The following is a 26221-nucleotide window of genomic DNA, read 5'->3' as shown; positions in this document are numbered from 1 at the left end:
CGGGCTGATGTGGCGTTGGCAATGATCAATAAGTTGTACGGCATTGAGCGTGATTTGAAAGACGTGACGGATGATCAGCGCTTTGCCGGTCGTCAAGCACAGAGCTTGCCGGTGCTCACCCAGTTAAGAAGTTGGCTGGAGAAAACCCTGCCACAGGTCACGGCACAAAGCGCCTTGGGTAAAGCCGTCCATTATCTGGGCAATAACTGGAGTCGACTGGAGCGTTATATCGAAGCTGGATTTTTACCGATCGATAACAACGCCGCCGAACGAGCAATCAAGCCGTTTGTCATCGGGCGCAAGGCATGGCTGTTCAGCGATACGCCCAAAGGCGCGGCAGCCAGTGCGCAGCTCTACAGTTTGATCGAGACCGCCAAAGCGAACGGCCAAGAGCCCTATGCGTGGCTACGCCTCGTGCTGGAACGATTGCCGCAAGCTGAATCAGTCGAAGACTTTGAGGCACTACTGCCTTGGAATGGGAGGGCATCATGAGTATCAATATTGATCACTTGAGCGTCGATGAATTAGTGACGTTGAATCACCACATCATCGAACGACTGAAGATGTTGGAGTCGTTGGAGGCGCACAAGTCAATGATGCAGTTCCATCCGGGGGCTCGGGTAAGCTTCGACTCACCCAATGGTGAACGCCTGTCCGGCACCGTCATGAAGTTCAACCGTAAGACCGTCACGGTGGTGACCGACACCAGTCAGCGGTGGAATATTTCACCGCACTTGCTGTCACCGATCAAAAACGTGCAGGCGGGGACGGTGGTGGATATCAGGCCGAAAAAATGAAGTAATGTGCCGAGAAGGGGCTCCGCGTTCGCTTGATTTGGTGGCCTTGCCTTATGTGCCTTCTGTTTGGACAGGTGGGGTTCATGGAGCGCTTACCTATCAACGGCGGAAGATGCAGCCAACTAGACCTGCAACTCGACCGAAAGGCCCGCTCACAAATCAGTTATGAACTGGGGCATGGTCGAATCGACGTGGTATCGGCTTACATCGGGGGCCGCAAATGAACAAGGCATTCGAAAAGGTGCTTTTCCTAGTGGGCATCCTAACCGTGGCGCATGCCACCCGCTAGCAATCTTGAGCTGACGCATCACCGCATCGACGTGGATTCAGGCTGAATTGGAGGCAAAGCATGACCAGACCTTTTGACATGGAGCTTTTTCTGAGCGGTGTAGTGACCGGCTCACACGAGACCCGTCAACGCCACTTACGACAAGCCCGAGTCATTCAAGCAATCATTTACCAAAAGTGGGGGAAAAATAATCCTTGGTCCTGGAGGCTGAAACATCTCACATGGTTCTTAGAATACTACCTCGTAACAAAGTCAGCCCATACGCGGTACCGATATCAGCTCACGGCAATCCTCATCAGCTCAAGGCTGGGAAAAACGGAGGATTGGAAATTAGATACAAAAGTTAAATAAACCCTGAAAAACAAATTCATAGGATTTATAAAAGCATCAATAGTACTCACAACACTTAACAAAAATAAAATCAGCCTCAATAGAGGCTAATCAATATTTAAGAAACGACCCACTGTAAATGGGAGATACATTATTTCACTAACGTGCTAATTACTCAGGGAAGCGAACAACTATAAGTATCCCAGCTTTGTTTAATTCTGGATTTGAAAGCGATTTATCAACACATCCAAAGTTACCAATTAGACCAACAACCCGAGGTTGAATTTGTCTATGAAGCTCTCTAGTTGCGCCAGTAGGAGAAGGAATATCCTTCCAAGCATTACTTGCCTGTCCTGGTAAAGAAATACCCTTCTCTAAAGCAAGCAACAACTCACTCGTAGACCTTAGGTACTCAAGAGCCTCGTGAGAATTCTGGTGGACTGTAGATAAGTCGATAGCCTGAACGGCATCACATATGGCCTCACAAACCTCCTCACACAAGACAAGTCTCATTTCCTTGTCACGTCCAACGTAACACACTCCAGACGTATCATCCAAAGCAGGAACATTTAAAATCAGAGGCTTTTTTTCTAATCCAGGAACGTATACAGATACGTCAACGGAAAATGTAGCGGGCATTGCCGCCGGCATTCCTATACGCCCTAGATCTGCAAGCAGCTTTTGTTGTAGCTCAATGGCATGTGACTCGCGAAGACGAGCAGAAACCTCAAACTCTCCATCCGCACCCAGTAAAACATCTAATTGCTGATGAGAAACAGTCTCAATATGTTTTAAATTCCATTTAATCCAAAAAGCCTGCCCACCCTCAAACTTATAAACTGAAGTCCTTGCCGAATCAGATTTATAGGTCCATTCAGACGGCACGAGTGCGCGAACATCACCAACAAGAAGTAGAACTCGCTTAGCACCCTGACGCTGCAAGTCGCATGCTGGAGACATGACAGCAAGAATATTATCACCGCTAATATCGGTGAGCATTTCAGCCTCCGCCCCGTCAACTAACGGTTTACGGCGAATAAGATCACCAAATGAAACACGACTTTCAGATCCAGACAGTCGAAGTCGTTCTGGGTGTTGAAATAGAGAGCTATGTACAAGATTCTGAAGCTCCCTGGACCCTGCTACATAGGGAGGGGGATATTTTTCTGGTGTGAGGTCATTCAGAGCAATTGCTGCATCAATTATAGAGGCATCAGCTTCTAGCTCATGCTGAAGAACCCGGTCAAAAACGTCGACGAGATATCCACCTGTCGGAGCCTCTTCAGCTTCAAGAAGTAAGTGGCGAACTTGAGATATTTCAGGTAGATCTAAGCGACGGATCAAACGGGAGGTACGCTCACGAGCACCTTCGATTCCAGAGTTCCAAGCAAATAAAAACTCAGCCAACTTCAAAGAATCACTGTAGTGATTACTCAGCCTAGACAATACGCGCGAAAGTTTATTTGGCTCAATTAATTCTGCTTTTCTAATGATACGAAAAGCGGACTCAAACAGCCCAGCTCGGTCGCGATACTCCTCACGTTTATCTGAAAGTCTGGGACTCCTAGACATCAAAACAACTAATGGAGGCCTTCCTACCCGTTTTTCAACCACCTGCTTCAAATTTACAATAGATCTTTCTATATCTTGCTGCTCTTGACCAGACCCAAGAAACAAATCGATTACAATTAAATCAACCGTCTCCGCATCCTTTTGGAAGTCACGACCAGTTTTTTCACATGCTAAACCAAGCGCTTCAAGCTGCGAGACAAGACTCTCAAGATAAGCTAAATCAGTTTCCATATCGTGTTGATACCGTGCAAATAAGGCATCAACTACACCATCACCTAAAGCATCTCGATTAGCCCAAAGAACTGCAATAAATTCATTTGAAACTCTTAACTCGTCAGCACGCATCCGATCGTATTCTGGGAAGAACTCCGACACGGCACGTCTATCTGCATCAGAAAGATCTTCAAAGAAATTAATCCACTCATCCTGATCGACAGTAAGATCATTTGCAGTAGGGACTTGGTCATAAGCATCATCAACCACTAAGGCAGTGCGAACGCCCGCCTGTTCAAGAAGATCAGCAAGGTCGTTCATCGAATAGAAACACTCTCTGGAAGTTCAAAAACAAATTTATTCAATCGTCCGGTTGTGGAAACAGATTCCTCATCAAGTATGAGAGTACCTCCGTTGTGTTCTGCACATTCTCGCGCAATAAATAAGCCTAACCCGCGGCGTTTGGATTTTTCTTTCAGCGAGAAAAAAACCTTGAAAATTTTATCTGCATTTTCAGGAGCAATTCCAGGCCCGTTATCCTCGTAAATAAGTGTTGGAGGATGATCATGCAACGATATCTTTATGGTTGGAACAAACGAGCTTTCCCGAACAGATCGATTAGATAACCAGTACATAGAGTTAGAAATTAAATTCTCTACGATCTGAACAACCATACCTTTAACCGCTTTAATTTTTATATCATTTCTTGGGTTGTCAACTTTAAATTTAATCCCCTCTCTAGAGAATTGAGCTTCATGAGCTGCCTCAGTATCAGCTAATAGCTCGCGCAAACTAAATACTTCCACCCGCTGCCTGCCGGAAACACTTAGAGGGTCTAGAACCCTGACTCGCTTAGTCAAGCTCTTCATTTCTGAACGAAGAGCCTCTAGACTTGACCTTACTTCACCCGTAACATCCTTTTTGCGAAGAATCTCTAGATTTTCCAGCGCATTTTCTGCAGCACGCGCAAGTTCATGTGCTACGACCTCAACCATCAATCCCACGCCTGCCATCTCAATCATCTGACGGCTTTCTTGTTCAACTTCTTCGATACGCTGCCTTGCATTTTGAGCAAACTCGGAAAACTCAAAAAGGGTCTGCTCAAGTTCCTCTATGGCCTCCCGTTTATCATTTTTAACATCGTCGCTAGCGGGCATAGAACGAAGTCTTTTCAGGGCTGTGTTAGCACGACTTTCTAGCTTCGCAACCTCTGTTTTGGCATTAGAAAGATCTACTTTTTGCGCCTTATATTGTTTTTCAACATTCCTCATAAAAGGGAACATCAAATCTTGTACGACATATTGCATAATGCCGAGTAACACCTGCTGCTCAGGCGTTTCCCTTAACCCTTCCCGATTCGTTTGATCGACTAAATTTGGATTATCTGTGCGTGAAATATTCACTCTACCAATAAACTGCGTCTTGTTCAGAGTGTAGCCTGACCGACGTAACGCCTTTCTATCCAAAGCAAGCCAATCATCCTCATCATCCCCATATGGGAACACCCGAAATCCTTGTCGGAATAAGAGAATTCCAGACCATTTTTCTTGCAAATCTCTTACCGTACGCATCTCACCAATGCCTTCGATACGGCCCAATCTTCTTCGGTTGTACCAATGAGCTTCGAAAGAAAACGGTCCTACAGTCACTAACGCCGAATCCGGAATTTCTCCATACGGTCCAATGAGCGCCCCAAGCAGATCGGGCGCGGTGACCAAAGCCTCATCAACCTCCTTGGGATGATCAAACCCGAGATCAAGCGCTTCGAGAGTACATTTTAGCGCCGGTACACCTTTCGATATTTCATATGTTCCCTTCACCCGGGCATGCGCGTGGCTTAACAAATCTTGACTCATCCAAGGAATGGTCAGACGCTTGTTATTCCATTTGATAGCAATACGTGGTCGATTTTTTTGATCAAGAAAAGGATCCGTCAGCCTAGCAAAATCATATTCAACCATACGACTCACGCGCTGTTCAGTCCAGTCTTCAGCAAGAGCTCCGATTATTATTGTAGTTCCAGACCAATTAACAGTTGGTTTAGCGTGGCCAATTTTTGGCTCCACCGCAATATCTTCAAGCATCGCATCAAGATCAGCAAACGCCCTCCAGTCGATATCCAATATATTAATATTAGTATCGCTAGATCGTGCAGTTTCAACTCTCAGCTTCTCACCTAGGCGCATAGCAGATAGTCGACCAATACCTTTTTCGCCAAGGTATGGCGTACTAGTAGCCCCTTGCGCCAACGCTTCGTCTACCTCTCTCTTACGACTTGGGGTACCGATAACAAGAAAGTTATTTGAAAGGTCACTTTGTGACATCCCAGAGCCTGTATCAGAGACTTCAATAGTGCTAAGGTCATAGGCTTTTTGAAGCGCTGACAGCACTTCTTCATGCGACGTTGCAGCCTCAATAAGCGCTCGAGCCTGCAACAACAAATCTTCAGGAGCATCTGTTGTAAGTTCGGAAATTGCTGCATCACGAAAGGAGGTAAACTCCTCCCCGCTCTTAATTGACTGCTGGCTTTTACTCCTCAATGCCAACAATGAATTTCGTCGTAACACAATGTTGAACCGAATTTCAATCCCATTATTTGTTTTCGCATCAAAGCCGTTTTTTATAAGCTCATAAAATGCGATAATATCGGAACTAATGAGCTCCGCCCCGAGCTCTAACACAGTACGAGCAGTGATCTTAAACACGCTTATCCCTCATCCCTTATGTGATAACTGCATGCAATTGCTGCTAGTCAGCCCGGCGTACGACCTATTTGTGGCAGACTAAGCATGCGCCCCCGCCTTCGTCCTCGCCAAAAAGATCGTCAATATCCACGATTTCAATCAGCTCCACAGGCCTCAACGGATTCACAGGCTTACGAGCCTGCTCCCTAAGCTTTCGCTTCATAAAATCCGCCTCAATTGCAGCCACACGCTCAGGTTTCTCAAGCTCATCGAGGGACTCCCCTTGGGACCAGGTAAACGGGGAGCCATTTTCTACCGCTGTTTTCTCATATCGCTTAGCTTCCTCGAAAGCATCTGGGTGCTTTCGCTTGAGATTAACCCATTCAATTTTTTGCTGGAAGAAGCAGAATGTACAGCCACTGCGAGACCTCCACCCGTAGTACTTTGGAAGGCCTAGCCCTGAAGCCTCAAGAAGCTCAAGTACACCCTGCTTATCTATGCCAGCCTCGCGAAAAGGGTAGACAACTTTTAGATTATCCTGGGTTGGTGAAAAACCTTGCCTGTAATCCTCATCGGATCGTATCGCGACATAACTGGTTACAGTCTCTCCGGCGGCGAGGCTCGGCTTGAGCCACTGGCGAAACGGCAACAACTTTAATTGTCGAGTACACCAACGAGTACTAGCCGAGGGTAAGAAGTTTCCGTATTCGCGCAGCCAAAAATCAAAATCGCGGTCAGGATTTAGACGTTGAATTGGCTTCCCTAAGAAACCTTCCAATCGGCCAAGAAACTCATAGACTTCAGGTAGCTCCTTACCCGTGTCAGTAAAGAAATACTCCAAATCTAACTCTGGGTGATGTTGTCGCATATAAACTGCAAGTGCGGCACTATCACGACCTCCTGAAAGCCCTAGGACATGACGCTCCACAGATGGCCGCTCCGCATGGGAGGACGGTTCGAGACGCTTCACAAAAGCTGTCATTAAACTAGCTCCTCACTTTTCTGCTCTGACTCTACCAGCCTCGTGGCGGTTTGTGCTAAAGCAGCGAGAAAGACCTCACGGCTGACATCTTTGAAGTTCTTCATTATTTCAGTGGATATTTTTTGTATTAGTCTATTCTCACTTGGAGATACGTCAAAGCTTTCAGATACCGTTTTCCCCTTTTGTCCGGTTCCTAATACAATAGCGATTGCATTGCGCGTAGGTACGCGATCTCGTACAGAGCATACGGCTTCAACCTGTCTAAACTGCAACCCCCACTGCGCCAGCTGAATTAACGCAGCATCAATATCCGAGTCAGTCCAATCTCTAGGTGGCTTTTGTACCGCCATACTGAGAAGACTATCTACGGAGTCTGGATTCAAGTTAAGAGAAGATAGGCGTGTTGCGAAAGCATCCAACTGAAGGTTACCAGAGATCCCTATAACCGTATTGGATCGGTGATGCAATGCAACAACTTCTTCTTCATTTTCCAATGAAGCCGAAATTGAATCAAGAGTCGAACTTAAAACATCAGACAACATTTTTGTGTAAGCTAACTGCATTTCATCCAAAGCATCGCCTATCGCTTTAACATATTCAGCAACAGACAACCCATCAAATAAAATAGGTAAATCAACAAACAAAACCTTGTGCGGGTCACTCGCTCTTGCCAAGGTATCCCGGACGGCCTTTGTCGACTCAGATAGGAGTTGAGTCCTACGAGCCCAGGGTGAAAGACCATATACTAGGGAGACTAGCCCTCTAGCAGCTTCTAAAGGCTCAACTTCAACAGCATGACCTAAACGCCTTAAATGCTCCGCGATTCCAACAAGTATTTCTCTCTTATGGTCGTCGATTCTGACATATCGTAAAGTAAAACGCCCTGGATCTTGCAAAGTTTCATCGATATTTACCTCATCAAGATCTGAAATAAACATGCCGTCTTTATAAATGGCAATACGATTCTGATTAGCCAGATAGAAGGCAAGCCAAAGAACCGGCAATACACCAGAACGAACACCAAAAGGAGGATACTGCCATAATTTATAGAGTTCAACTAAAGAGATAGGCGAATCAGCGTTTACAACCAAATCAACGGCCTGTTCCCAAAGCGCAATAAAACTACTTGCACGTAAAGCGCGGGGATCGCCATCTATTGGTGCTGCAAAGCAATATTTAACTTGTTCAGAACACGACTCACCGTCATGAACCTGTCGATGCAGGCCACTCGCTTCCAGTATATTATGATACAGTCCAGCCTCTGCAGGATATCCCTCTAGACCAAGTCGAGGCTTATCCCTATTACGCAACATTACGTAAAGAAGATCTTTTCTTGCTTTTGCACTGTTAGAAGATGGTACATCCCTGTTTATCAATTCGCTAAATAGTAATGGGCATTTCGAGAAAACACGATCAGCAAACTCCGATGCTAAAACCGGAAGGCTAGTACCAATAGTTAAAGTGCTTTTTGATTGTATTCCCAATCGATCCGCGTTGACCCACTGTATGTTGTTCAGCGCATCACGGAGCTCTTCCTCCAAACGACTCCGAACATCCGTGGTCCTTGCAAAGAGCTCTCGCCTTGCTACAGCATCATTTTCAAGCTCAGAGTGCTGCCGAGAAATTTGATCATATGCCATGAGCTCGCGGCCAAACTCACGAATCGACTCGCCATTACGCGGAACACCAACTAAAACCGGCCGTAGTGTATCCGATGGGAAATCTATGTTTTTGATCGTGTTAATGGTTTGACGAAGCGACTGCCCTCTAGCAGGAATTACCAGAAGAAATGCTCCGAAAGCGCTAGTCGAACTCAATACTTGCTGAGAAATGCCACAAGCTTTATAAGCTCGCTCAATACCATCCTGAAAGCTGTTTGCATGCGCCATCAAGGGCAGCATCCATCGCAAAGTCCCGGTATTACAGTAATGCCGCTTTGCAAGCACAGGCCTCAAATGAACAAGCTTAGAGAGCTGTGCGAGATCCGGCTCATCTATCGTCGACAAGGCTTTATTAAGCGCTTCATCTAGATCAAAATCGCTGCCTTCTGCAATACACCATGACCCCAAGTGTCGTTTGTACACCACGACAGCCCATCTACGCAGGTCTTGAAGTAGCTCTTGAACCTGGCTCCGCGAAACTACTACCCCTTCACAGTTAATCAAACAGGCACCAAGAACCGCATCGTCACAAACAATCCCGGATCCGTGACGAAACAGATCGATCAAAGCAATAGTCTTTATTAGTTGGAGATGTAATGTTCCATCGAGCTGTTTTTGCTCTACACGCTCAACTGCTTCAACACTCTGAGACCAACGATGGCTATCTGGAGAAGCAAGAATACTCGGTTCAAAATTTGTACGTAGATAGTCCCAATATGCGGCCGGAGTGTACGTCTGCTTTGATGACTGAGGAGTACTGTGAAGAAACTCTTTTAGGCTGTATGCCTCAACTGAAGCGAGAAAACCAAAAGTGCTGCGCTCATTCTGCCCAAAACGACGTTTAGATATCGGGCCGAGAAGGGCGGCCGTAACAGGGTGAAGCGGCCAGCATAGGTCAAGACGGTCTGCGAATTTTGCACTAAGACTAGGTCTATGATGTCGAATCGAGTTAGCAACCTGTTTACATACAACCATAGACTCAGGGTGAGGAAAGTCTGACTGAATTGCCCGCCCAGTAAGCTCCACCACCTCATCAGTAGCAGCCACAAGTGGAATGTCTACATATCGCCCTTGCACTTTACGCCATTCATCGCGTAACTCAGAGCCCAAACGATGAGCATATTGCTCAAATGATTGATGCAATATCCCTACGACTACCAGCTTCCCTGCGCTTCTGCCGGCTAGATCAGCTAGCTCTTGATAGAAGTAAACATCGTCACCGTCTGACGCAGCCGCTTCGAGAAACTTACCAAGCTCATCTATTACTAGCAACACACCATCACTTACTCTTGCTGCGGCCTCAGCTGCAAGAGTTTTAAGTAATAACGTTACTCGTTGCCGGGACCCTGATTTTGTTTCAGAGAGGATTTTGGCTCCTGAATGACTATCAACGCTCGTAGCGATAGCATCTATAACGCTTCCGCGATGACCAACTACAGGGAGGATCAACCAGCCTTTCTTGGTCGCACTAAACGCCAAAGGGATATCAGACTCTTCATTAGCTCCTACATCTAGCACATCAAAAGCAGCATTCCGCACTGATTCATTTTTGGCTACGAGACTGCAAAGAGCTACAGCTAGAGAAGACTTCCCCCCCCCAAATGGTCCCGTCCATGTAAACGCGCGTTGCGTGGAGTGAACAATTTGGCGAGCGGTACTCTCAAGAACATTACGTGCAGTGCCTTGGCAAATATAGCCTCTAAGCGCCTCAATACTCCCAAAGTCGGCATCAAGCCGTACTGCCCGCTGAAACTGCCTAGAAAGCGTAACGACTTCACTCAACATTGGGTTATCAGCCGCCAGTTTTGCAGTATTTTTTTTGGACTTTGCCTTAGTAGTAATATTATTTATCGAGCCCGCAAAAGACTCAACCTCATTCGATTGACCTTTAGACATATGCCAACTCCAACGCTTCTTCCAAGCTTAGTGGATTACGGCAGATCACTTGGCGCAAACCTGCAGTATCAGACCATTGATATCGGCCCTCGGTAAGCGCCTCTAATTCTAAAAGTTTGGCTGCCACCGAATCCTCATCGAGTTTAAAAACTCGGCCAGGGGCTCCAATTTCATAAGCGATTGTTTCAAAAGATAAAGTACTTTGCTGAGGTGAAAAGCCTTGCCAAAACTCGACTAGCGCGTACAGAAAAGCGCCGTCAGTGAGAGTCGCTTTTGGCCCTCTACGCAGCGTATATTCATCTCTAGACTGAGTTGCAATGAGCCCTAGTTCGCCGAGCATTGAGTCAGCAAAATCATCAACAGCACTAGTTCCTGAACGATCTACGTAACATCTTAGAAACACCTCAACATCACGCTTCAGAGTTGCGGGAGAAATACGGATATTTCTTGCTACGGCATATTCACTCAGCGCCTTAAGTAATCCTAGAGATGAAAAACTCTGCTGATGAATATAATTAAAAACCCAATACCAGGTAGAGCTTCTATGGGTTCTATTTTCTGGCATTGCCCACCCACCTGCAAGCTTCCAGTGAGCGAGCCAAAGTGTCGATGGGTGCTCACTATATGGGTCATACCCATCCGCCCCAAAGACTCTGCCACCGAACAATGTCGGGTGTGGCACACCATCGACCTCGGATACGACATCACAAGCCGTCGCCCAATGGCGAATTGACGCCACCATATTTTTTCCCACGCCCAATGCGATTATTGATGCATCGTCGCTGAAAACGTTTTTACTGCGTTTTCCTGGCTTATCTAAATCCGTGAGGCTAGACAGCAATATGCCACTACCCACGAGATCTATGGCTTTCTTCAGCCATAGCTGCCTTAAAGAAAAAGTTTCATGACCAGAAAAAAGTGGTCTGTACGATTCTGAGAATAAAAGTCCGCGCATAAAACACCATTGCTGGCGAGAGCGGCCAGCCAACAATCCCTCGGACTGGTGAGGGTCACCAGTCCGAGAATCTTACGCATCTCAGTTCCCAGAGTCAAAAATAGATAAAAACTATCAACCTAAGCAAAACAATAGATTTATGCATTTCAATCAGTGGCATGCAACCTCATAATCGACACCTGGGAGGGTACAAATAGGGGTATAAGTATTTTTAAAGTTTATAAAATACTATTTATTACATGTTGTTATGACTAAATTCGACTCCTGGTGCCGCACCATACAAAACGAAACCCTCGCAGAAATGTGTAGTGTTTCTGGGTGTTCACTTTTCCTCCACACCCTGAAAAACCAGTGGGAGCGAGCTTGCTCGCGATGAGGCCATCAACCCCACCGACAATCTTTCAGCCAAGACAACGGGCAGCCTTTCCTAGCCCAGCTCAACCAAACAGCATCTTTTGCCAGTGATCCTCACCCACAATGGCAATCGAAGCACCCGCCTCCCGCAGTTCCACTGCCTTCATGATCTTCGTTCCGTAGGTGCTGTGGCGCCACTGCTCATTACCCACGCTGCCGACCACCAGGTAATGCACCTTCTTACTCACCCCGCCCCCAATCAAACCGCCACGCTCCTCGACCAATGCTTGGCAAGTTTTGCGCGGCCCAAAGGCCATGACACCTGTAAATACAAACATCCGGCCATCCCAGACCAAGTCAGGGGCTGGTGAATTGAAGGGAAGGTCCGTTGGCGTAACGGCAACGGCTCCGCCGACCTGCGACCTCTCAATGCCCACGCCAGAAAAGCTACGCAGGATGTTAAGCAACTCTAGGGATTCGTCCGGGTCCAGAGCATCGTCCTGAAGCATGGATGCCAAATGTGAATAGAGCAGATTGATCACCGGGTCACTCAGATGCGCGAGATTGTTTTCCAACCATTGCCTTAGAAAAATCGCCTCGTTGGTGTTCACGACACCGTCAGCCGTAATCCCAGCAGCCAACCCCACCAAGGCATCGGCGGCGCGTCGATCGATGCGGGTGCGGTGGAAGAATTTACTGTTTTCGAATTCGTTGTGTAGGTCCATTACGAGGGCTCCTCTGGGTGTATTGGTTCGACACTGGCTCATCACCGGCTGAGGAAGTGTTGTGTTCAAACCTAGCACTCCTGTGCGCGGTTCCCATTTTTTCGAGCAAATAATCACCCGCCAGCATCGCGCCACGATTGCGCCCTCCCCATCCACCCGCTACTCTTCAACCGTCGCTGCCAATTCAGCGACCGGGCCTGAGAACCCGAGTAAGATGCAGGCGCTACAGCGCCCGAACCACGTTTTGCGGCGTTTTTTTATGTCCGCATTCCGTGTAATGGCGGCTGTGCGTGGGAGACCTTCGGGTCTGCCGGGTTCCTGTATCTCCGGTTTCTCAGCCTGCGCACAGCTGCCACCCATTCGCCTGAGAACGAACGTGGCAGCTCTCATCTGATATGGGAGTTTATCGATGCACGCCATGGATCTGCTGCAATCTCGCTTTATCACTTTGCTAGTCACCACCCGCCGCCAGTTGGCAAACGGAGGTGCGCAATGACCCATCCCAAAGACCTCAAAACCCCAGGCCTAACCCCCTTCTCCTACCACTCCGACCGCCCGCTATTCCGCGTCAACAGCGGCATCCCCATCGGCGAAGCCCTGTCCCACGCTTCCGACCTGCTCCACGTCGCCAAGGTCCTGGCCGAGGACGCGGCGATGATTCGCAGCACGGATCGGTATGCCTGGGCGTCGTGTTATTTGCAGGACATGAGCAAGGCCGTCATTGATGACGTGGTGAAGGTGCTGGAGGCGCCGGGGAGTCATCCGGCTTAAGCGCCGCTGCTGCAATGCTGCTCCGAGGGGGGCAGCATTGATTTTGAAGGGCTGCTTCAGCCCAGCGGGAGCAAGCTCGCCACGAATTCACTCCCTGTAAGTAGCACTGCTGATTCTGTCAGGTGCTTTTTTATTCCAACTCACACCTGAGTCACCTCAAACACAAACGAAATCTCCCGCTTCTGGGCACTCCAGACGTACCGAATGTGCTTGCCCTGCGTCGGTATCGAAACCGCCGGCGGGCGAAACGCGGCCACGCATTCGTGACCGGGCAGGCGGACGCTGTTGTACAGCAGCCCCCACGACAAGGTTTCACGCAGTTGCCGGGCGAACACTTGGGAGGGGCCGTAGGCGGTGGGGTCGGGGTTGTGGAGGTGGGGGTGGTCGTGGCGGATGTCGTGCAGGGGTTTGACGACCTTGTTGACGTAGGTGCGCATGGTCAACTCCAGGTCTGGCTCGTTGGTCGCGCCAAGGAATCGCGCCTGGTGGTAACAGGTCTCGGCAATGGCGGCTTCCTGGCTGCTGGCGGCGTAATACACGCCGAAGGTGCCGTCGCTGAAGCGGCTGCTTTTGCCGATGTGGGTAAACGCCGCCATCACCGGCGAGGAGCCGGGGCCGGAAATGCGGTCCTCGGGGCGTACCCGGGACAGCACGCCGGCTTGTTCCATCAGCCGATCGTTGGTCAGCGCTTCCAGGGCGTAGGCGGTGGGCAAGTCTTCAGGGTCGAGTACGTCTTCAAACAGCGAAATCGGCGGGAAGCTGCTGTTGACGATGCGATAAGCCCGTTTCCATTGCGGGTCCGCCAATGGTGGCACCATCAACCGCGTACTCCGTCGAGGTATCGCCGCACATCGGCGATGTCCACCACCCGCCCGGTCAGCATGTAGGACAGCGCCGACTGACCATTGAACGGTGCCGCGGTGTTCGGGCTGCTGACCCATTGATAGGCACGGTCCCGGCTATTGCTGAAGATGATGCTCAACGCCTTGTGGATGCCCATGAGGTAGGAAATGCGCTCGAGCGTATCGCGAGGCAGCTTCACGTTTTCCGGCAGTTGTTTGTATTTGTAGAAGGTCGTGTTTCCCACCTTGCCCAGCAATGTGCGCTGCTGTTCAACGCTGCAGCCCCAGAGCGCCATGAGGTTGAAGAAGAACTTCAACGCGACTCGACCCGCCCCCGGGGAATCCAGTTGTTGCTGCGCATTGAGAGTGATGGAGGAAGTCGCCATGGGGTTGGGCTCCTTTGTCGCGGAGTGGTGCTTAGAGGATAGTACAGATATGGATTATTTTTAAGTTTTTATTCGCAAGTGGAATCCACAGACGCCCTATTTGAACAATTCGGCATGACTTCCCAAGTCAACAAACGTAACCAGGTTCGGGCGTGAATGCTCATAAATCAACAGAAAGTCACCGCCAATATGCCACTCTCGAAATCCAACCCAGTTACCCGTCAAGGCATGATCCATGTATTCGCTCGGTAGCTGCTCACCCAAAAAAAGCATGACCATCACATGACGCACTTCATTCATATCGCGCCGCCCTGCCCGTTTGTAACGCTCCCAGGACTTTTTGAATTCAGACGTATATGCACATTGCTTCGGCAATTCAGCGCGTTTTTGCTTTTCTCCCGGTTTCGCCATCAGCCTCTCTCAGCATGTCGTCTATCGAGTTGAATCGTTGACGGATATCCCGTGCCTCAATCATGGCCCGGGCGGTCTTGTCCGAAGGCACTCGTATCTCGAATGGAAGCCCCTGAGTCTCAACAACCTGGCGCAGGAAAAGACGCATCGCGTCGCTAACACTCAATCCGCAGGCGTTCAAAACTTCAGTGGCACGGGCCTTCAAGTCCTCATCAATGCGGCAACGCACGTCGGTGGTTTTTAATAGTGCACCCATGAAATAAACCTCATTGCTAAATTTGTAGCTACATTGGCGCTACCTAAAAAACATTGTGGTGGGACTGCCGCCATGGGTCAACGTCAGGTGGATAAGCGGCCTTGCATGGATAACGGCAGGTTTGGCATCGCCTGTATTAAGGGGCGTATTTCAACCTGAGTTTCCAAGGACGGATATCAGAGCGATCAGCCATGATGTTGGGAGTGCTCCGAGACTCACGCAGGATTTTTCGCAAGACAGTCCATCTATGACCCTGCTAACTGATCCCGGCCAGCACCGACTGGGCAAAATCCCCAAATCCCGCATAAGCTCAACCATCGCCTCCCGGCGCTTTTCGGCACAAAATCGCGACAACCGTGGCAAGGTGCATGATGATAGCCAGCATGCACTGCCTGGCCCGGACCAGGTGCACAACAATAGCGAGCCCACTTAAGCAGAGGGCATTACCTCATGGATAGCAGAATCCTACGCAACCTTATGCGTATCGTGCAGACCGGCTCGTTGTCGGCAGCGGCCGAGCATTCGTGCCTCACGGTGCAGGCGTTGGCGGCGCAGTTGAACAAGGTCGAGGAACAGTTCGGTTTCCGGTTGTTCCGGCGCTCGAACAAGGGCCTGACGTTGACGAGCCAAGGCGCGGAACTGACCCCCTTCATGGATCAGGTGCTGGTTGCCACCCGGCAGTTGGAGGATAAAGTCGCGGCGCTCAAGACGCCGCGACAGCGCACGCTCAGGGTGGCGCTCAATACCACCTTGCCGGCGGACTTCAATCGACGAATGATCGACCGCTTGATCGCTGTGTTCCCCCAGTATCAGCTGGAATTCAGCTACGCCGAGTCGATGGAGAACCTGAGCAAGCTCAGGAATGAAGATTTTGACCTGGCGATCCTGATCGGGCAGCAACAGGGTGGTTTTACCAGCATCACCATGCCGGATGTGCAGGTGCGGGTGGTGGGCGCCCATTGTGGCGATGCAGACGATTCCCTTGGCTTGCTCGGTGACAAGTTTCAGGTGCGTCCGGCAGAAGAATGCCCGTACTCCCACAGCTTCCTGCGCTTTCTCGACGCTGGCCTGGGCGAATACGGGTCGAGCCAGCGCATGGTGTATTCCTGCAGTGAGACGCTGACGTTGTCGTTGATCACGCAGCTCGATGGCTTGGGGCTGGTGTCCCGGGAAGCCGCGCTGCGCAACGGCCTGGCGATTTTCCCGGATTTCGAGGACTTTCTTGACGTCCGCCTGGCGGTGAACAATCCGGAGTTGTCCGGCCAGGCACTGCACGACGTGGTGGACCTGACGCTACAGGAACGAACCGAGCGCGATGTACGCCGCCGTGCCCACCGCCACACTGAGAAACAGGTTGCGGCTGAAATACGCACATAACAGCGTCGGAATCGCGGCATAAAACTCAGGGCGGTCGAGTTGTATCTGCTGGTCCTTGATCAGCAAGGGAGTCAGGCTGATGGCAGCGACGATCGCCACTGGCAGGTATTCCAGGGCGCGGGCGACGAAGGGCGGCCAGTGTTCGGTATTGATCTGCAACGGCAGGGCGCGCGGCAGGAAGGTCACGGCCATCATCAGGACCACCACCAGGATCAGGAACGTTTGGTCAGGCATACGCCCACCCCGCAGCCAACGAACGTGGCAATGAAGACATTGAATGGCGAGCTGCCCAGCAGGCTCAGCCCGCCCATGCAGACGACAGCCGCCAAGGCAGCGATCAGTTTGTTGCGGGTGTTGCACAACGAAACCAGCACATAGAGCATCATCGCCGTCAGGGCATAGTCGAGCTGGTATTTGATGAGGTGCGCCGCGTATTGCGCACACACGGCGCCCAGCAAGCCACCCAGCACCCAGGACGTGTGACAGAACAGGTTGAAGCCGACCAGGTAGCGCACGCTCACCGGCGCCCCGCTGCCAAGCTTGACGCTGTGGAACGCGAACGACTCGTCCGTCAGCCCCGCCGCGTAGCACCAGCGTTCGAAACGGCTGAGCCCCAGCGCACGCAGGGCCTTGGCCATGTAGACCGACATCAGCATGTGCCGGGCATTGATCAGGAACGTGGTGAGCACGATGGTGGTCAGCGACGCGCCGCTGGAAATCAACGCCAGCGCCGCGAATTGCGAAGCGCCCGCGTAGACGAACAGGCACATCGCCACCGGCAACCACAAGGGTAGCCCGGCGTTGACCGCCATCAGACCGAACACAAACGAAACCGTGAAATAACCCGCTACCACCGGACTGGCTTCAGCAAAGGTACGCGAGGCTTGTGCTTCGACCGCCAGCGGCTGGCTGGAAGTCTTGTTCATAAATCCCTCTCGAAGGTGATTTCACCCCGGGGCTCACAGAACCCCTGGGCCGCCCAGAAACGCTTGCCGGCCAGATTAGCATCGTCGACGAAAAGGAACATGCGCAGCACGCCTACCCGTTTCATGTCAGCCGATGCGGCCTCGACCAGGCGCTGCCCCAGGCCTTTGGTGCGATGCCGTGGGCTGACCGCCAAGTGATTGATCGTGCCACGGGTACCGAGCATACCGCCGATCACGGCGCCCACCACGTCACCGCTCGCATCGATGGCCATGTACGCGGTGGTGGTGTCCTGCAACAACACACCGCGCAAGAATCGGGCGTCCTGCCATTCGCAGAACGACACCTCATCGAAACCGCGAAAGAACCGCTCCAGTCGCTCGGCATCCCGGACCAACGCCCGGCGCAACAGGACCTGCTGCGTCGAGTCGCCCATGGGTTCGAGCCGTTCAGCGAACAATGTCGAAAGCGGTCCCGGGCCGCGAGAAGGAAATGGCCAGGATCTGCCGATACGCCATGTTATGGCTATGGGTATTGCGAGCCGGCGTCACGTAATGACGCATGTCGCGATCCAGGAAGAACGTGGTGTCGAGGATGTCCTCGTAGGTAATCGCCGCCAGCTGTTCTTCCTGGGCGGTGTATAAACGGCTTTCGGCACCCGCCACATTGTGGCGGCCCCAGAAATGCACGCCACTGAACGGGTACCCGTCGCAGTGAATCCCTTCAGGGGTGATTTCCAGCTGCTTGCCCGGCTTGATCTCGATGCGGATCTGATGGATCTGGCACTGCCAGATTTCATCGTGCAGTTCCTGCGGCAGGACGTTCTTGTACACCTCGAAGTCCGTGTCGATCAGGCTGCGCATCACCGGCGAATTGATCACTTCGTTGGAGAAGTCCTGGAAGTGCCGCTCCAGTCCGCCGACATAACTGTTGTTGGCCTTGGACTGAACGTAGGCCCGGTGTTCGAGCTGCGTGAGCGCGCGGGTCGTTGGGTTGTATTCGAAGTCGCTGTAGCGGCGAAAACGCATGCCTGACTCGGCCTGGCCGTAGTAACTGTCGGGCTCCATGTTTTCCCAGCTTTTGGTCAGCCGGACAAAGTCGCCGAAATGACCGTAGAGGTTGAAGTCCCCACCGCTAACGTTGACGTATTTGTCACGCCTCAGCGCTTCGCCCACTTCCCTGTTCAGAACGATCATTTTTCAAAGGTCTCCGCTGCATTGAGCGGCCTAATCTAGTAGGTGCAGGATTTACGTCCATGAGAAAGTATTTGAGGCATTTCAAGCGGCGCTTGAAACGGTGGATAAAGTCGCATTGGTACGACTTTTTCTTGGGAATACAGGCGGTTACAGCGGTGTTTTTTGCGCAGCAAGCCAAAAGGCCCCGAGTCTGGCGTCGCAACGCTATTCACTTCAGGCAGGCATGAATCAATCGTGGCGAGGGCGCTTGCTCCCGCTTGAGTGCGCAGCGCTCACACCAGAAGGGCTGCTGCGCAGCCCAGCGGGAGCAAGCTCCCTCGCCACGGTTTTATAGACTTACAACCTGATCAGGCATCAGAAGACGTTGATCGGATAATCCACAAACACCCGCAGCTCATTGCCGCTGACGTTGTACTCGCTGGACTTCTGCGACACTCGCAGCACGGAACTGCGCAACCGTACGCTCAAGTCCTTGGCCGGGCCGCTCTGGACCACGTACTTGAACTGGTTGAAGATCTCGCGCTCGGTACCGCCTTCGCTGGTGGAGGTGGTGATGTTATCGCCACGCACATAAGCGACGTTGTAGGTCAGGCCCGGTACGCCAAAGGTGGTGAAGTCCAGGCCATAGCCCAACTGCCAGCTGCGTTCGTCTTCAGCGTTGAAGTCGGACCAGTAGGAGTTGGCCAGGTAGATCGTGTTGCCGCCATCACCCACACGATTCTGCCCGCGCTGATAACCGCCGTAGGCATAACCCAAGTTGCTGTCGCCGGTGCTGCGCTGGTGGGCGAGCGTGATGCTGTGCGGGCCCGTGGCGAAGGTGGCAGCCAGGCTCCAGATCTTGTTGTCGTCGCCGGTGACGTTGTTTTCACGAACGTAGCTGTTGTCCAGCTTGGTGCGATAACCGTTGAAGTCCAGGGTCAGGGACTGATCCTTGGCCAGCGGGAACACATAGTTGGCGTTGACGTATTGCTTCTTCAATACATCCTCGACATCCGAGGCGTAGAGCGAAGCCTTGAACTGCTCGGTGAACTGATAGCTGCCGCCCAAGACGTTGATCGACTTCAGGCCACCGCTGTCGCGGCCTTCAGCGCTCTTGCGCGATTCGGCGGTGAAACGGCCGGCATTGAGTTCCAGGCCCTTGATCTCCTTGGAGGTGATCAGCGTGCCGGTGTAGCTTTCCGGCAGCAGGCGCGAGTTGTCATAGCTGAGCACCGGCAGGGCCGGCATCTGGTCGCCGTAGGCCAGCACGGTGTTGGAGACGCGGAACTTGACCGCAGCCCCGAACTTGGACAGGTCATCGGCTGCGTTGCCGCTGTCGCCCCGCTTGAAGAAGTCGATGCCGCCCGCACCGCTGCGGCCTTTGCCGCCGTCCAGGCGCAGCGCGTACAGGCCGAACGCATCCACACCGACACCCACGGTGCCCTGGGTGAAGCCGGACGAGAAGGTAGCGATGGCCGCTTGGCCCCATTCGGCTTTGTCTTCGTTGCCATCTTTGTAGTCGCGGTTGATATAAGCGTTGCGTAACAGCACGTTCAAGCTGCTGTCTTCAACGAACCCTTTGGACTGCGCCTGGTCGTTGGCCATGGCGTGTGTCGTGCTCAAGATCCCCAGTGCGATCAAACTAATGCGCTTGTTCAACATGTTTATTTTCCTTGTACGGGTTGATACGCACTGCGGCGGGCAACCGAAATGGCGCTTTTGCGCTCTTTTTCGGACTCTTGCTCCTGAAAATAATGAAAAGGCCCGCCCACGAGTGATCGTGTCGGGCCTTTTTATTATTTAAGAGTCATGGTTGTTAGCCACAGGCGTAAGGCGAATCCTAGTCGCGCCCTCAACGGTGTGTCAATTTCGTGAAACGTCTGTAATTAGGCAAAAAATGTCTAAGAACTGCTCACCGCGAACAGCCGTCCAGACCGCAGGCCGCTGATGACGTGGAGGCCTGAACTGGCAAGGCTTGCGTCAGCCATTGGGCGAATGCCTCGGGTTTGCCAAGCCAGGGGCCGATGTCGATCCGCGTGAACTGGCCGTCCAGCTCCAGGACCAAGGTCGGGAAACCCTGGCCGCCGACCTGGGCCAGCAAGGTACGACTGGCCTGGATATGCCCCTGCACATCAACCGCGCGCAATGCCGCCAGGAACGCCTGGGCCGGCAGGCCGATGGTTTGGGCGAGCTCCAGCAGGACGGTTTCGTCAGCGATGCGCCGGCCTTCAACGTAGTGTGCGGTTTGCAGACGCCCGAGCAACTCCAGGCCGTGGCCGCCGAGCTGTTCGGCAGCCAGGATCGCGGCGGTCGGCGGCGCCGAATCGAACACGGCGCTGAGGTCGCGCAGCAAACCCTCGAAATAGGCCTCGCCAAATGGCTGCCCGGAATACTCGGCGATACGCCGGTCGTGGGGCATCACGTAATTGCGCAATTGCGGCGAGACCTGCTGGCGATTGGCACCGGTCATCATGCCGCCGCCATGGGCAATGACCGGCAAAACGGTCCGGGCAGCCTGCACCAACGGCTTGGCGCCGTAGCACCAGCCGCACAGCGGGTCGTAGATATAGTGAACAGTGGTCATGGGAACTGCGCTGGCCATAGGGATTCGATGGCTGCAGGATAGTCTTGAGAGCGCTGCGGAAAAACGCTGGAACGGTTTTCAGTGTGTTTCGTGGATCGGTCGAATGCCGCGTGGGAGCGGGCTTGCTCGCGAAGACGTCGGGTCAGCTACATAGGCAGTGACTGACACACCGCCTTCGCGAGCAAGCCCGCTCCCACAGGGATTTGCGTCAATCCACAGATCCTTCGGACACAAAAAAAGCGCTGCCATCCCGGCCAGCGCTTTTTATCAATCCTTCGAAGTCTATCCTTGCATCACCCTTGCATCACATCCCACAACGCTTCCAGTTCCGCCTCGCTGAACAGGCCAGCGGGGTAACGCTCAACGATTATCCGGCGCGGATCAGGCTCTCTGATCTGACGCGTTCCGTTGGACTTCAACCACTGCGCCAAGGCTTGAAGCGACTCACCATTAACGGCCAAGGGATGGCATGTGCGCTCGCTTATCATATTCATTCCAGCGCCCTCTCCTGGTTGATGAGCGGTCAATTTATCCAAGGTTTATGACAAAACAACTCAGTTCTCTCCCCAGAACTGCCGAAGTACAGATACAAGAGCTATGCCAATGTATCCGCCACGCCAATAAACAGGCACAAAAAAACCCGCAACCCAATCAGGCCGCGGGTTTGCCAGGATGGATCCAAAAGCGCCGAGCTAGAGCCAGCGCAGTCGATATCACCCTGCTGTTACATCGCCACTCATTTTGCGCGTGGTGCGGGTTGCTGTTGGGTAAGGCAATGGATATTCCCGCCCCCCAGTAACAGTTCGCGCCCAGGCACCATGACCACTTCGTGCTGCGGGAACAGGTTCTGCAGGATGCCCCTGGCCGGTGCGTCCAGCGGATCGTCAAAACTTGGGGCGATGATGCCGCCGTTGACGATCAGGAAATTCACATAGGAGCCGGCCAGCCGCACGGTTGGGCTGCGCTCCTGGGACCCTTCCACCGCATCGACGCCGGCACATTCTTCTTCGGTGGCATACAACGGCCCCGGAATCGGCATTTTGTGCACGGTGAACGGGCGTCCCTTGGCGTCAGTGCTGTTTTGCAGCACGCTCATCGCCGCGTGGCAACGGCTGTAGTTCGGGTTTTGCGGGTCGTCGGTCCAGGCAAGCAGGACTTCACCCGGCCGCACGTAGCAACAGAAGTTATCCACGTGGCCGTCGGTTTCGTCATTGAACAGACCGTCCGGCAACCAGATGATCTTGTCCACCGCCAACTGCGCACTGAGCACCGCTTCGATCTCTTCACGGTTCAAATGCGGGTTGCGATTGCGGTTGAGCAGGCACTCTTCGGTGGTGATCAGGGTGCCTTCGCCATCCACGTGGATCGAGCCGCCCTCGAGCACAAAACCTTCGGTGCGATAACGCGGGCTGCGCTCGATTTCGAGGATCTTGCCGGCCACTTGCGCATCACGGTTCCACGGCGCATACAGGCCACCGTCGAAACCGCCCCAGGCGTTGAAATCCCAATCGACTCCGCGCACTTCGCCGTTGTCATTAATGACGAACGTCGGGCCTGTGTCGCGAACCCAGGCGTCGTCGCTGGACATTTCCACCAGACGGATATTCGGTACGTCGAGACGCGCCCGGGCATTTTCGTATTGGGCCGCAGACACCGCCACGGTCACCGGTTCAAAACGGGCGATGGCCTTGGCGACCGTTATGTGGGCGGCCTGCGCAGGCTTGCCGCCCAGGCGCCAGTTGTCCGGGCGCTCGGGCCAGATCATCCAGACTTGGGTCTGGGTCGCCCACTCGGCAGGCATGTGGAAACCATCCGCGCGGGGAGTGCTGTGCAACGTTGTCATGGGTCATCTCCTGGGCGATGGGCAATGTCGACTTTATAAACGATAAATATCGACTAATAAAGTCAGTAAAACTAACAACCATCAAAAAACAGCGCCAAACATCGACAAAAATCGATTTTATAAATCAGTGCGAAACCCTGTGAGTGCGAGCCTGCTCGCTCCCACAGGGGAACAGCTTGGCGTTCCAGATCGGTTACAGCCCCTCGTCCAAGACTTTCACCAGCATATCGACGAAGAAATCCACGCTCTGGCGCGAGGTGACCATAGGCGGTTTGATCTTGAGGATGTTCAGGTAATCGCCGGTCGGTTGCATGAAAATCCCCAACGCGCGCAGACGGTTGCACAGCGCCGCGGTTTCTTCAGTGGCCGGCTCCAACGTGTCGCGATCGCGGATCAATTCCACGCCCAGGTAAAAGCCGGAGCCATGCACCGCGCCGACCAATGGATAGCGGTCGATCAAGGCCTCCAGCCGAGCCTTGAAATGTCCGCCCACCACCCGGGCGTTTTCCCAGAGATTGTCTTCTTCCATGACATCCAGCACCGCCATGCCGATCTGACAACTGACCGGGCTACCACCGGCCGACGAGAAGAAATACCCCTCGGCTTCCAGCGCCTCGGCGATCTCCCGGCGGGTGATGACCGCGCCCAGCGGCTGGCCGTTGCCCATGCCCTTGGCCATGGTGATGATGTCTGGCACCACACCTTGCTCTTCGAAGCCCCAGAAAAACTCGCCCATGCGCCCGTAACCGACCTGTACTTCGTCGGCGATGCAGACCCCACCGCGCTCGCGCACCATCGCGTAGACCTGCTTCAGGTAACCGGGCGGCAGCGCGATCCCACCGGCGTTGCCGTACACCGGTTCGCAGATGAAACCGGCGAGCTGGCGCTTGTTCTCGGCGATTTTCGCCAGGTTGTGTTCGACGCTGCGCACGTAGTCCGGCGCAGTGTCGGGGCCACGGAATTCGCCGCGATAGGTGTTCGGTGCAGTCACCGGATGCACCCAGTCCGGGCGGCTGCTCAGGGCCTGGGGGTTGTCGGCGATGGACGTCGAGACCGCATCGGCCGCCACTGACCAGCCGTGATAGGCCTCCAACACACTGAGCATGTCCCGCCCGCCGCTGTAGGCCCAGGCCAGGCGGATCGCCAGGTCGTTGGCCTCGGTGCCGCTGTTGACCAGGAACACCCGGTCCATGTTGGACGGCGCCAACGCCAGCAGGCGTTCGGAAAATTCGGCGATCGCCGCATAGTGGAAACGCGAGTTGGTATTGAGCAGCGACCACTGCCGGGCAGCCACTGCCGCCATGCGTGGATGACCATGGCCCAACACCGCGACATTGTTGAGCATGTCCAGGTACGAGCGGCCCTGCATGTCGATCAGGTGATTGCGCCAGCCGCGCTCGATGCGCGGCGGGTCGACGTAGTAGTGCTTTTGCGAACGGGCAAAGCTCGCATCGCGACGGGCCAGCAGCACGTCGGGATCGATCTCCGGCTCGGCATCGCAAGCCAGCCCCAGCAGCACCGCTGGCGAAGGGCAAAGCGCCTGCCAGGCCAGTGCCCTGGAGGGCGTGCAAAACAGTGGTGGATCCACCTGGGCGCCCCGGCACAACTGGACCCGCAACGGCCCCGTCACTTCGCCCAGCACCTGCCCCTTGACCAGTGCCGCGCCGGAATGCAGCGGCGAGGTCACGCCCCACAGCCGCACGCTCAACTGGGTACTGTCCAGCTGCAATAAACCCTCGGCGGTCTTGTGCACGACCCCAGCGAAAGGGGATTCGAGCGGCGTCCCCAGCGCAACGCTCAACTCTACGTGCAGTGGATACGTATCGGGTTCGACGGCGCTGTCCGGCCGGGTGCGGGATAACCGGTATTGCCCATAGCGGCTGGCGGCCAGGCCATGAACGCCCGCGGCCTCGCTCAGCAGGCGCTGGTCGATCCCCGGCTGCTCCCAATTGCCGGCCTCGAAATGCGGGCTCAGTACACCCAGGTCAATCAGCGCAAACTCACGCCCCACCAGGGTCGGCAACAGCGGCGCAAAGCCTTCGCTGGCGATGGGCGGCAGGCTGTGGCCGACGGCGGTGAGAATCGCCGCTTCCATCAGTTCGAAGGGCACCGAGTGGGCGACCCGGAAAATCTCCCACTCATGCGCCAGGTTGTCGCGGCTGTATTGGTTGTCCGGGTCGATGGAAACCTGCTGCTCACCGCTGAGCACCAGTACCGCGGCGCGCGCCACGATCAGTGGCCACAGCGCCAACAGCTCTTCGTGTTGCAAGGGGTTGACCGCGTGGTAGGCCTTGATCGCCGGCAAGATAAAGAATGGATCGCCGTCGGCGTGGTGCAGCAGGGCCGCGCACGTCACCGACAAGTCAGTGACGCGCCAGGTGCGGATCAGGTCGCCGAAATCGATGACGCCCTGCAATTGCCATTGGCGCTGGGCATCGCGCTGCCAGACCACGTTGTCGTCGGTGATGTCCATGTGGATCGCCTGCACCGGCAGGCTGGCCTTGAGCGGCTGCAAGCGCCGCTCGGCCTGTTGCGCGACCTCGGCGATCAGTTGCCGCCGCTGATCGTCGTCGATGACAGGCAGCAGGTGATCGATCAGGGCGGGGGCGTGGCGCGCGTCCCATTGCAGGGTACGCTCCAGGCCTGGGTGGTCGAATGTCGCCAGGGCAAGGTCCATTTCCGCGCACAGGCGGCCCAGGCCGGTCACCAACTCAGGCGGCAGGTGTTTGAGTTGCGTGAGGGACTGGCCGTCGATGTACTCCAGCAGTCGCATGTGAACCGCTTGCCCGTCGACGTCCAATGTCAGCAGGTCCAGGCCGTTGCTGGCGGTAATCACCCGCGGCACCTTCACCGCGTCGTGCCCGGCCAACTGCTTGAGGGCTGCGTGTTGGGCCTGGAGTTCCTGGACAGCGTAGTCGCCGTGGCAAATTTTCAACACAAAGCGCCCGCGCTCGCTGTCGACGCGGTAGTTGAGGTCCTGGTGGCTGCCAAGGGGTCGCAGGTCGCCGCTGAGTCCGTAGTTCAAGCGCAACAGCACCAACGCCTGCTCGGCGCTAATCTGTGGGCTTGGCAAACTGGCACGGTGAACCAACGTAGTGAGCAGCATACAACGACCCCTGAGGTGGTTTTGATCGGATGCCTATCACGCCACTGAGTCGGGGGATAAGCAACCCCCCCTGTTCAAAAATATGCAC

The 26221-nt window shown here is 53.7% G+C and carries 23 protein-coding genes and 1 pseudogene; 5 read left to right on the top strand and 19 right to left on the bottom strand.

The window, feature by feature from the left end:
* The 3 genes and pseudogenes from AACY42_RS18415 to AACY42_RS18405 all read left to right on the top strand — a co-directional run.
* On the top strand, positions 1 to 492 hold a 492-nt coding region (locus AACY42_RS18415), incomplete at its 5' end, for an IS66 family transposase (protein WP_339481459.1).
* On the top strand, positions 489 to 797 hold the full coding sequence (locus AACY42_RS18410) for a hypothetical protein (RefSeq protein WP_339481458.1): 309 nt from the start codon (positions 489 to 491) through the stop codon (positions 795 to 797). The genes AACY42_RS18415 and AACY42_RS18410, both read left to right, overlap by 4 nt.
* Positions 798 to 892: 95 nt before the next feature.
* A pseudogene (locus AACY42_RS18405) lies at positions 893 to 1021 on the top strand (integrase domain-containing protein); the annotation flags it as partial.
* 566 nt (positions 1022 to 1587) lie between these two features.
* Here the strand turns inward: AACY42_RS18405 and AACY42_RS18400 are convergent.
* The 6 genes from AACY42_RS18400 to AACY42_RS18375 all read right to left on the bottom strand — a co-directional run bounded on the left by AACY42_RS18400 (position 1588) and on the right by AACY42_RS18375 (position 12458).
* Positions 1588 to 3522, bottom strand: coding sequence for a hypothetical protein (locus AACY42_RS18400; RefSeq protein ID WP_163022973.1), 1935 nt, complete (start codon positions 3520 to 3522; stop codon positions 1588 to 1590).
* Positions 3519 to 5906, bottom strand: coding sequence for an ATP-binding protein (locus AACY42_RS18395; RefSeq protein WP_339481457.1), 2388 nt, complete (start codon positions 5904 to 5906; stop codon positions 3519 to 3521). The genes AACY42_RS18400 and AACY42_RS18395 overlap by 4 nt, the downstream gene beginning before the upstream one ends.
* A 64-nt stretch (positions 5907 to 5970) precedes the next feature.
* Positions 5971 to 6867 (bottom strand): phosphoadenosine phosphosulfate reductase family protein, encoded by an 897-nt coding sequence (locus AACY42_RS18390; protein ID WP_122544577.1) that lies wholly within the window; start codon positions 6865 to 6867, stop codon positions 5971 to 5973.
* On the bottom strand, positions 6867 to 10424 hold the full coding sequence (locus tag AACY42_RS18385; RefSeq protein WP_163022974.1) for an ATP-binding protein: 3558 nt from the start codon (positions 10422 to 10424) through the stop codon (positions 6867 to 6869). Before AACY42_RS18385 ends, AACY42_RS18390 begins: the two co-directional genes overlap by 1 nt.
* Positions 10417 to 11379, bottom strand: a complete 963-nt coding sequence (locus AACY42_RS18380; protein ID WP_339481455.1) for a DUF4007 family protein — start codon at positions 11377 to 11379, stop codon at positions 10417 to 10419. The genes AACY42_RS18385 and AACY42_RS18380 overlap by 8 nt, the downstream gene beginning before the upstream one ends.
* 437 nt (positions 11380 to 11816) lie before the next feature.
* Entirely contained in the window at positions 11817 to 12458 is a 642-nt protein-coding gene (locus AACY42_RS18375) for a BRCT domain-containing protein (protein WP_339481454.1), read from the bottom strand.
* A 492-nt stretch (positions 12459 to 12950) separates the two neighbouring features.
* Here AACY42_RS18375 and AACY42_RS18370 point away from each other — a divergent pair, with 492 nt between their 5' ends.
* A complete protein-coding gene (locus tag AACY42_RS18370) occupies positions 12951 to 13229 on the top strand; it encodes a DUF3077 domain-containing protein (protein ID WP_339481452.1) in 279 nt (92 codons plus the stop codon).
* Between the two features lie 140 nt (positions 13230 to 13369).
* On the opposite strand, the gene AACY42_RS18365 is transcribed toward AACY42_RS18370, so the two are convergent.
* The 4 genes from AACY42_RS18365 to AACY42_RS18350 all read right to left on the bottom strand — a co-directional run bounded on the left by AACY42_RS18365 (position 13370) and on the right by AACY42_RS18350 (position 15124).
* A complete protein-coding gene (locus AACY42_RS18365) occupies positions 13370 to 14047 on the bottom strand; it encodes an RES family NAD+ phosphorylase (RefSeq protein ID WP_018606363.1) in 678 nt (225 codons plus the stop codon).
* Complete coding sequence (locus AACY42_RS18360; protein WP_339481446.1) at positions 14047 to 14457, bottom strand: MbcA/ParS/Xre antitoxin family protein; 411 nt, start codon at positions 14455 to 14457, stop codon at positions 14047 to 14049. Before AACY42_RS18360 ends, AACY42_RS18365 begins: the two co-directional genes overlap by 1 nt.
* A gap of 96 nt (positions 14458 to 14553) precedes the next feature.
* On the bottom strand, positions 14554 to 14868 hold the full coding sequence (locus AACY42_RS18355) for a type II toxin-antitoxin system YafQ family toxin (protein WP_339481445.1): 315 nt from the start codon (positions 14866 to 14868) through the stop codon (positions 14554 to 14556).
* A complete protein-coding gene (locus tag AACY42_RS18350; protein WP_041475661.1) occupies positions 14834 to 15124 on the bottom strand; it encodes a type II toxin-antitoxin system RelB/DinJ family antitoxin in 291 nt (96 codons plus the stop codon). The genes AACY42_RS18355 and AACY42_RS18350 overlap by 35 nt, the downstream gene beginning before the upstream one ends.
* 450 nt (positions 15125 to 15574) lie before the next feature.
* Here AACY42_RS18350 and AACY42_RS18345 point away from each other — a divergent pair, with 450 nt between their 5' ends.
* Entirely contained in the window at positions 15575 to 16501 is a 927-nt protein-coding gene (locus AACY42_RS18345; RefSeq protein ID WP_339481444.1) for a LysR family transcriptional regulator, read from the top strand.
* Here the strand turns inward: AACY42_RS18345 and AACY42_RS18340 are convergent.
* From AACY42_RS18340 to AACY42_RS18300, 9 genes are all read right to left on the bottom strand, one after another.
* The gene (locus AACY42_RS18340) at positions 16418 to 16735 is read right to left on the bottom strand and encodes an AzlD domain-containing protein (protein ID WP_041475660.1); all 318 of its coding nucleotides are present in this window, start codon (positions 16733 to 16735) and stop codon (positions 16418 to 16420) included. The two genes, AACY42_RS18345 and AACY42_RS18340, sit on opposite strands and share 84 nt — an antisense overlap.
* Entirely contained in the window at positions 16714 to 17427 is a 714-nt protein-coding gene (locus tag AACY42_RS18335; protein ID WP_339481443.1) for an AzlC family ABC transporter permease, read from the bottom strand. Before AACY42_RS18335 ends, AACY42_RS18340 begins: the two co-directional genes overlap by 22 nt.
* Complete coding sequence (locus AACY42_RS18330; RefSeq protein ID WP_339481442.1) at positions 17424 to 17861, bottom strand: GNAT family N-acetyltransferase; 438 nt, start codon at positions 17859 to 17861, stop codon at positions 17424 to 17426. Before AACY42_RS18330 ends, AACY42_RS18335 begins: the two co-directional genes overlap by 4 nt.
* Before the next feature lie 13 nt (positions 17862 to 17874).
* Positions 17875 to 18621 (bottom strand): 2OG-Fe dioxygenase family protein, encoded by a 747-nt coding sequence (locus AACY42_RS18325; protein WP_339481441.1) that lies wholly within the window; start codon positions 18619 to 18621, stop codon positions 17875 to 17877.
* Between the two features lie 354 nt (positions 18622 to 18975).
* Positions 18976 to 20262, bottom strand: coding sequence for an OprD family porin (locus AACY42_RS18320; protein ID WP_339481440.1), 1287 nt, complete (start codon positions 20260 to 20262; stop codon positions 18976 to 18978).
* 250 nt (positions 20263 to 20512) lie between these two features.
* A complete protein-coding gene (locus AACY42_RS18315) occupies positions 20513 to 21184 on the bottom strand; it encodes a DsbA family protein (protein WP_339481439.1) in 672 nt (223 codons plus the stop codon).
* A gap of 293 nt (positions 21185 to 21477) precedes the next feature.
* On the bottom strand, positions 21478 to 21678 hold the full coding sequence (locus AACY42_RS18310) for a hypothetical protein (RefSeq protein WP_025211311.1): 201 nt from the start codon (positions 21676 to 21678) through the stop codon (positions 21478 to 21480).
* 242 nt (positions 21679 to 21920) lie between these two features.
* The gene (gene aguA, locus AACY42_RS18305; protein WP_339481438.1) at positions 21921 to 23027 is read right to left on the bottom strand and encodes an agmatine deiminase; all 1107 of its coding nucleotides are present in this window, start codon (positions 23025 to 23027) and stop codon (positions 21921 to 21923) included.
* A 193-nt stretch (positions 23028 to 23220) separates the two neighbouring features.
* A complete protein-coding gene (locus AACY42_RS18300; protein WP_339481435.1) occupies positions 23221 to 26133 on the bottom strand; it encodes an aminotransferase in 2913 nt (970 codons plus the stop codon).
* Positions 26134 to 26221: the final 88 nt, after the last annotated feature.

Source organism: Pseudomonas sp. RL_5y_Pfl2_73, from assembly GCF_963970515.1.
Taxonomy (GTDB): Bacteria; Pseudomonadota; Gammaproteobacteria; order Pseudomonadales; family Pseudomonadaceae; genus Aquipseudomonas.
This window is presented reverse-complemented; position numbering and strand designations above follow the sequence as displayed.